Source organism: Pedobacter sp., assembly GCF_045628745.1.
Lineage (GTDB): Bacteria > Bacteroidota > Bacteroidia > Sphingobacteriales > Sphingobacteriaceae > Pedobacter.
Genome location: NZ_JAZQPU010000201.1, coordinates 1 through 7,716, shown reverse-complemented (window position 1 = coordinate 7,716; position 7,716 = coordinate 1). Strand labels below are relative to the sequence as shown.

The following is a 7,716-nucleotide window of genomic DNA, read 5'->3' as shown; positions in this document are numbered from 1 at the left end:
TTAGAGCGAAGGTAACGCACGTAAGTGTCGGCAGGCAAATAAACTCCAGCCAAATGACCAATGTGTACCGGACCATTGGTATACGGTAAAGCCGCCGTAACGGTATATCTCTTTATTTTGCTGTTATCCAAAACTATTTTTATTATTTTGGCCAAATATAAGTGTTTTACCAATGATTAAACAGCCAGCGTATCTAAAAAAGGGTGACAAAATTGCCATCGTATCCCCAGCAAAAAAATTACCTAAAAAAATTGACCAGGCTGTAGCACTTTTTCAACAATGGGGACTAGAAGTGATCATCGGCGAAAGTGTCTATGCTGACTATCATCAGTTTGCCGGAACCGATCAATTAAGAACCCAGGATATCCAAAACTTTTTAGATGACACCTCGGTTAAGGCCATCATTGCAGCACGTGGAGGCTATGGTACTATCCGCATTATCGACGAGCTTGATTTTACAGTTTTCCGCGAAAGTCCTAAATGGATTGTTGGTTTTAGCGACATCACGGTATTGCTCTCCCATCTTTTCAGCGCAGAGAACACGCAAAGTATCCACGCACAAATGCCTTATACTTTTGAGGAAGCCACACCAGATTCTTTAGAATCTCTTAGGAAAGCACTCTTTGGCGAGCCCCTTCATTATGAATATACCAGTACTTTTAAAAATAGAGCCGGCAAGGCTGAAGGGATCCTCATTGGTGGTAACTTAACTTTACTTGCTATGGTGCAGGGTTCTGTTTCTGAAATGGACTATACCGATAAAATACTCTTTTTAGAGGATGTAGGTGAAGGTGAAGCCTCCATTGACCGCATGATGAGGATGCTGAAACGCAGTGGCAAACTGGCTAAATTAAAAGGCCTGATTGTGGGTGCATTTAATGAATTAGAGGTAGAGAAAATCCCCTTCGGACAAACACCGGAGGAGGTGATCTGGGAGGTGGTAAAAGAATATGACTACCCGGTTTGTTTTAATTTCCCTACAGGTCATATTGACGATAATAAGGCGATGGTATTGGGGAAGATTGTAAAATTGTCAATTGATCAGCACTGCATTTCGATGGATAAATTTTAATCCTACTGAAATTAATGTAAGCGAAAAATATTTAAGACGAAAGGACATTAAATCGGAGTTAAATTATTATTTTTAGTTCATGAAAAGAATTTTTTACACCGGCGCACTCTGCTTTTGTTTGTTTTCCACCAATCTATTAAGTAGCCAAGCTCAAGGTGTTACAGTTAGTGGAGATGGTCAAGGAATTTATTTTGTAGGAAATACTTATTCCAATTTAACGGGTTCACCTTACTTATACGAAGATTGGGCCAAAGGCTACGTTAAACTAGCTAATGGTACCGTTTATCGTGACTTATTTGTGAAATACGACCAGGTTAAAGATGAACTCATTTTTTTGAATGAGAAAAAATCACCACAACTCTTTAGTCAACCAGTTACCGAATTTACAATAGTTAATATTAACGAAGGCGTTGAAACAAAAAGAACTTTCATCAATGGTTTCCAATCTATGGGCGATGCTAATTCAAAAACATATTATGAATTATTGGTTGCCGGCAATACAAAGTTAGTTAAACATATTTCTAAAAAGGTTGTAGAGGAAAGAGGTAACGGGTCCATTTTAGTGAATAAACAAGTTAAAGAAACAGCCAAATACTACCTTTCAATGGCTGATAACCTATATCCCATAAAGCGAGATCAGAAAGCTATTCTTGTCACTCTGAAAAGTAAGGCAACAGAACTAACTTCCTTCATTAAGGAGAACAATTTGAATCTTAAAAAAGATGGTGACCTCATCACCTTAATATATTATTACAATACACTATAGATTGACATAGTGTGATTCAAGAATGAATAAAAAGGTATGATCATGAGCTTAATGGTCATACCATATCCCCACCTCGCCTAGTCTGCACATTTACAATGAAAACGCTCAACGTAAAACTTGTCACCCCAAGTGGTCATATAATAACAACCTGTTTTAGCGCTTAAATATAATTGTTGATTGGCACCCTTCTCATAATTACCACACGTAGGATCAGTTTTTCCAACTTGAGTCTCCTTCTTGCATCCAATGAATATTACTGAAAGGAAAACTATTGAAGCCGTCAGGTAAATTTTAAATATTTTCATTCCCTAAAGTACCATTTAGTTTCCTTAACAGGCACATCATAACGAATTGATTAGTACGCACTTCCTTATTAATTCACATTACATCGAGTATAAAACAGCATGCCATTCATCAAATACATTTTGGTTCATAGTGCATCCATAAAAAAATCACCTATTAAAGACCTCTATAATAGAGATCCTTAATAGGTGATTAAGTAATGTAAACTTGTTTTTGACTATCTTATAATAGCAAGTACTAAGCGGTAGCCTTGGTTACCACTAATTGTATATCCTGATTTATCAACACTTGCAATGCTCACTGGAATGATGTAACGTCCAGCAGTCAAAGTTGAAGGTACAAAGGTTAATTTAATTGAACCATCTCTACTACCAGCTGCAATTTTAGCTACTCCTCCATCAGAAAGAGTAATCTTATCTGTTGGCATACGTACATATCTAGATGCTGCAGCAAGAGTTGCATTATATGCTGCAATCTTGGTATCCGCTTGATCTATGCTTAATGTAACACCTAAGTCTTCTTTTGCAGGATCATTTGCAGAAAGGTGGACTGGAACTGTAACTACTACTGGAGTAGTTGCAGGTAAGAATGTTGCAGGCGTAGTAGCAGGGCTAACTGCTAAAGGATATGTACCAGTTGTTGTAAGGGTAGTATTAGCTGATGGAATATCAATTACTTTATATGCATCTGTACCAATAACCCCATATTTGTGATTTTCAAAATCATCATCTTTAACACAAGATGCAAATACCAAAGTAAGCATCGTGAGTGACAATATTTTCGTTATATTTTTCATTTTCATGTCTTTGTTATTTATTATTTGTCCCAAAAAATCGTAGAAGTCTGAGGGTTAATTGCCCCTTCTGCTGCAACAACAGCAGAGTTGTAGTTATATTCATTTTGTGGGTATTGCAAACGCAATGGAATCACATTAGTTCCTCTTGAAGGGTTTAAAGATAATGGAAGATCTGCTGGAACGCCTAACCTTCTGTAATCTACATAAGCTTCAAAGTTATTAATGCCTGGTAATGCTAAATATCTCTGCATTGCAATTAATCTCGTTTTATCTGTTGCAGCAGCCCAGTTTACTAGTGGGTTAGCACTTGCAATATAAGCATTAGCAGTAGCTGTTGCATTGGTAACACCTAACCAGATAAAAGATTCTCTGACAGCATTTTCATAAGCAGTTTGTGCAGCTACGCCTGTAAGCCAGCCTCTTTGTGCTGCTTCTGCCTGTAAAAATAAACTTTCAACTGAAGTAAATATCCATTGTGGCTGAGTTGCACTTTTTGCAAGACCCGGACCTGCAACATCTGATGAGTTTGCTGCTTTATATGGATCTGTGTTTGGAAGATTTTCTCCATAATTATAGCCGTAATAAGTATTACCTGCTACAGGAATTGCAGCCTTGCTGAAAATATACTGGTAACGTATATCTTCGAACGCGGCATTACCTGGACTACGGTATTTATTTAACACAAAATTATTAGCTCTGTTATAATTATCAAGAACACCTAAAGCTGATACTTTATAGGTATTCCAAAAAGGATTCTGTTGTCCGTCAGAGATGGCATAGCCTGCTTTAACGCTGGCGGTTTCACCTGTTGCCAAAAAGCCTGATCCATCAGCAGTGATTTTAGATACAACGTCAGTAACTGTTGCAGATGTCACCACTTGAGATTCATGAATAAGCAATTTTAAACGTTGTGTATTCACCAACTTACGCCATAGAGTGGTGTTTCCACCAAAAACAATATCAGCTTTTTTGATGTCATCATTAACTTCTGCAGTTGCAAATAATTTTGCAGCAGCATCTAGCTGTACAAGCAAATCAGCATAGATATCAGCACCTTTATCATAAGCAGGCAAAATGTTTCCCTGGAAATCAAAAGCCTTAGAATAAGGAACGTTATTGTATTGATCTACCAGGTACATAAAGCCAATAGCTTTAATGGTTTTTGCTGCAGCTTCATAAAATGTCTGGCCACTTACTACAGCCTTTTTTTCCATTAAGTTTGCATCAGTTAGAATATCATACCAACCATTATTGCTGGTATTATTCCATTGTCCAGCTTGGTAAGTAGTAGTGATTGCATACGATTCTGGTTCAACAGTCTGGCCATAAGTACCAGAACGCGACCAATATCCCATCCACATGGCAGCATAATCATATCCTGTTGCCGTTCTAACGCCTACATTATGTAATGTTCTTGGCAATAGAAGCGCTGGAGTAATTGATTGTTCAGTTGGTGAATTCGGATTTTCGTTAATATCGAAGAATTCTTTTTTACAGCTTGTTGCGACCAGCAACATTAATGTAAAAATTGGAAATATAATCTTTTTCATCTCTTATCTTTTTATATAAATATAATTTAAAACTTGATGGTAATGTTACCACCAACAGTTCTAACAGGAGGGTTAATCGTGGAATTACTAATACCGGCCTGATTACCTGAAGTTACACCAGTAGAGTTACCGTTTCCAAAGCTAGTTGCAGAAGGACTGAAAGTAAAATCTGGATCAGTATACGCATTAGATTTTGGTAACCATAACACTAAATTTCTAGCTGTTAACGCAATGTTTAAGCCCTTAATGATAGATTGATTTCCTAAAAGGTTCATTGGAATATCGTAACCTACAGATAACTCACGGAATCTCCATGAAGCTGCACTTGTAATAAAGTTACTCGCAACAGATCTGTAAACACCAGTATAGAAAGTTTCAGGGTTTGTAACTGTAACATTAGTATTGTCTACATATTCTCCGTTAACTAACAATGAAGAGTTAGGGAACACGAATCTTTGACGGTTATTAGCTGCTGTAGCTTCAGAAACCCCAGTCCATGCCATTGCATTACCTATATCATGGTATGCTGAATAACCACCTTTGTATTCAAATAATGCTGAAACATTTAATCCTTTATAACGAATAGATGGGTTAATACCTACAATCCATTTAGGCATGGTATTACCAAATACTTTTGTGTTTGGATCAACCGATGGCAAACCACTTACAGCATTTACAATTACTCTACCTTGTGGATCTCTTAAATAATCAGTAGCTCTGATTACAAAAGCAGGAGCTCCTGTCAAAGCATAATTTGCTGCAGTTGTATAACCACCAATAGAAATTTGATCTAAACCAGGATAAACTGTTTTAATCTCACTATCGTTGTAAGTACCGTTTACTCTTAAATCAAATTTCACCTCTCCAAGGTTAACTAAAGGAGTTAAGCGTAAATCTAATTCAAAACCTTTGTTAACAAAGGAAGCCGCATTTACATAAGCACTGTTGTAACCTGTTGCACCTGAAATATTAATCGGGATAATTTGGTTGGTATTATCTTGATTGAAATAAGTCGCATCAATATTAATTCTGTTGTTAAAGAAACCAGATTCAAAACCAGCCTCAAAAGCTTTAATAAACTCAGGTTTAAGGTTTGCATCATAAATAGTATTATCAGCAGAATAACCAGGTAATGAACCGTATGGAAATCCTCCGCCTTGAGAGAAGGTTGCTTGTAATAAGTAAGGATTAATATCAGCATTACCTGTTTTATTCCATCCACCTCTTAATTTGAAGAAAGAAAGAACACTGTTATCTTTCAATGCACTTATTGCATCTGTAAGCACCAATGATCCACTAACTCCTGGATAGAAGAATGAATTGTTATCTACACCTAACACTGAAGTTTGGTCGGTACGACCAGTAACCTCAACGTTTGCCCAGCCTTTATAGCTTAAACCAGCACTACCATAATAAGAAAATAACCTGCTTCTTCTTGAAGGTGAAGAACCTGTTAAATTACCAACACGTTGAGACACGTTATATAAATCAGGAACTACTAAACTAGTAGCACCAATTCTAGTATCACGTAAATCATCCTGACGGAAATAAGTACCTACAATAGCGGTTACTTTAAAATCATCGTTAAGTTGTTTAGTTGCATTTGCAAAAAACTCTGATGATAAACGCTGACTTCTGTATGCACGTTCTTCAAGTGCTGCAGGAAGTGGACCTAATCCTCTTGATACACCAAAATCATTTGGCATTTCACCTTGAGAAGTTCTTCTTTCATCAACAGTTTGTGAAGTTAAGCCTGCACGGTAAGTGAAGTTTAACCAGTCAGCTGCTTTGAAGTTTAAATCTAAATTTGTCAATAAATCAGATCTTTTACCTTTTTTTCTCCAGTTATCTAAAGCAAAGTATGGGTTTAATCCATAAGATGTATAGATATTGTTATACTGCGACCATTTATCATTTTCAAAATCCTTGTATGAAGTCAATGGAACATGAGCCGCAGTATTGAAAATTAAGTTCATCAAACCCTGGTTTAAACCAATGTTTTGTGATGAATTATAATCAGACATTGCCTCACCATCAAAAACATTATAGTTTTGTTGAATGTAATTGGTATTGATACCAACTTTGAATCTACCGTATTCTTTAGATGTATTTAAACGGATACCAGTTCTGCGATTTTCATCATCAGGAACAATACCTTTGCTGTTTGCATCTTGAATACTTAAAAAGAAATCTTTATCTGAATAAGATACATCATTTTGAATGATAGATCCTGTGTTAAAGAATTCTTTTCTGTCATTTTTTGCAGAATAAGTAGTAGTTTGAACAGAACCGTCAGGCAATGGCTCACCTAATTCAACAATAGATCCATCAAATGCTGGTCCCCATGACCAGTTTTCATATGGTGTATATTCACCACCAACTGCGCTAGTTCCACCACCACCGCTACCAAATTTCTCTTGGAATTTTGGAAAGAAGCTAATGCTTTGAAATTGAGTTGAATTACTTAAAGTAATTAAAGGTTTACCATCTTTAGTTCCTTTTTTGGTTGTTACAATAAGTACACCGTTTCTTGCATCAGAACCATAGATAGCTGCACCAGCTGATCCTTTTAAAACTGTTACGTCTTGAATATCATTTGGGTTGATAGAAGATAAAAAGTTAATATCCGATTGAACACCATCTAACAATAACAATGGATTGTTATTACCAGTTAATGAACGGATACCTCTTAAATTGATCTTCACGTTCTCAAATACACCACTGTTAGTTGTGGTAATATTCAAACCAGAAACTTTACCCTGTAAACCATTTGCAAGATTTACTGCACTCGCAGCAGTCAGTGTTTCATTATTCACTGCCGTAGCTGCATAGCCGATTTCTTTTTTCGGTCTTTGGATACCTAAAGCACCAGTAATAACAACCTCAGATAATGCTCTTGCATCTGGTTGTAATACAACGTTAATTACATTAGAAGCACTTAAGGTTCTGCTTTGTGCACTATAACCAATAAATGTAAATTCTAAAGCTGTTGCGCCTGCAGGAACCTTAATGGAATACTTTCCACTTCCAGTTGTTGCGGCACCAATTTGTGTTCCTTTTACTCTTACAGAAACGCCAGGCAATGGTTGTCCATCATCTTGCCCTGTAACTGTACCAGTAATCGTCCGTTCTTGAGCAAATGCTGAGAAAGCAATAAGCATCAACACGAACAAACTTTGTAGAAGTTTTTTCATGAATTTTAAATTTTAGGTGAATAATAATCCCTAAA

The 7,716-nt window shown here is 36.6% G+C and carries 6 protein-coding genes; 2 read left to right on the top strand and 4 right to left on the bottom strand.

The window, feature by feature from the left end; all coding sequences use genetic code 11:
- A partial coding sequence (locus tag ACR2F7_RS07645; protein WP_432712989.1) for a class I tRNA ligase family protein occupies positions 1–131 on the bottom strand: 131 nt, incomplete at its 3' end.
- Between the two features lie 41 nt (positions 132–172).
- On the opposite strand from ACR2F7_RS07645, the gene ACR2F7_RS07640 reads away from it, so the two are divergent.
- Complete coding sequence (locus tag ACR2F7_RS07640) at positions 173–1,072, top strand: S66 peptidase family protein (RefSeq protein ID WP_432712988.1); 900 nt, start codon at positions 173–175, stop codon at positions 1,070–1,072.
- Positions 1,073–1,151: 79 nt separating this feature from the next.
- Complete coding sequence (locus ACR2F7_RS07635) at positions 1,152–1,838, top strand: hypothetical protein (protein WP_432712987.1); 687 nt, start codon at positions 1,152–1,154, stop codon at positions 1,836–1,838.
- Positions 1,839–2,358: 520 nt separating this feature from the next.
- Here the strand turns inward: ACR2F7_RS07635 and ACR2F7_RS07630 are convergent.
- Genes ACR2F7_RS07630 through ACR2F7_RS07620 form a run of 3 tightly spaced genes read right to left on the bottom strand, consistent with a single transcriptional unit; the run spans position 2,359 to position 7,681 of the window.
- Positions 2,359–2,943, bottom strand: a complete 585-nt coding sequence (locus ACR2F7_RS07630; RefSeq protein ID WP_432712986.1) for a BT_3987 domain-containing protein — start codon at positions 2,941–2,943, stop codon at positions 2,359–2,361.
- A gap of 14 nt (positions 2,944–2,957) precedes the next feature.
- Complete coding sequence (locus ACR2F7_RS07625) at positions 2,958–4,487, bottom strand: SusD/RagB family nutrient-binding outer membrane lipoprotein (RefSeq protein WP_432712985.1); 1,530 nt, start codon at positions 4,485–4,487, stop codon at positions 2,958–2,960.
- 26 nt (positions 4,488–4,513) lie between these two features.
- Positions 4,514–7,681 carry a SusC/RagA family TonB-linked outer membrane protein gene (locus ACR2F7_RS07620; RefSeq protein ID WP_432712984.1) on the bottom strand — a complete coding sequence of 1,056 codons (3,168 nt, stop codon included), beginning with the start codon at positions 7,679–7,681 and terminating at the stop codon, positions 4,514–4,516.
- Positions 7,682–7,716 lie beyond the last annotated feature (35 nt).

Excerpts from the sequence above, each read along its gene's own strand:
- ACR2F7_RS07630 (WP_432712986.1), bottom strand. The coding sequence starts at position 2,943 with ATGAAAATGAAAAATATAACGAAAATATTGTCACTCACGATGCTTACT.
- ACR2F7_RS07620 (WP_432712984.1), bottom strand. The coding sequence starts at position 7,681 with ATGAAAAAACTTCTACAAAGTTTGTTCGTGTTGATGCTTATTGCTTTC.
- ACR2F7_RS07640 (WP_432712988.1), top strand. The coding sequence starts at position 173 with ATGATTAAACAGCCAGCGTATCTAAAAAAGGGTGACAAAATTGCCATC.
- ACR2F7_RS07635 (WP_432712987.1), top strand. The coding sequence starts at position 1,152 with ATGAAAAGAATTTTTTACACCGGCGCACTCTGCTTTTGTTTGTTTTCC.
- ACR2F7_RS07625 (WP_432712985.1), bottom strand. The coding sequence starts at position 4,487 with ATGAAAAAGATTATATTTCCAATTTTTACATTAATGTTGCTGGTCGCA.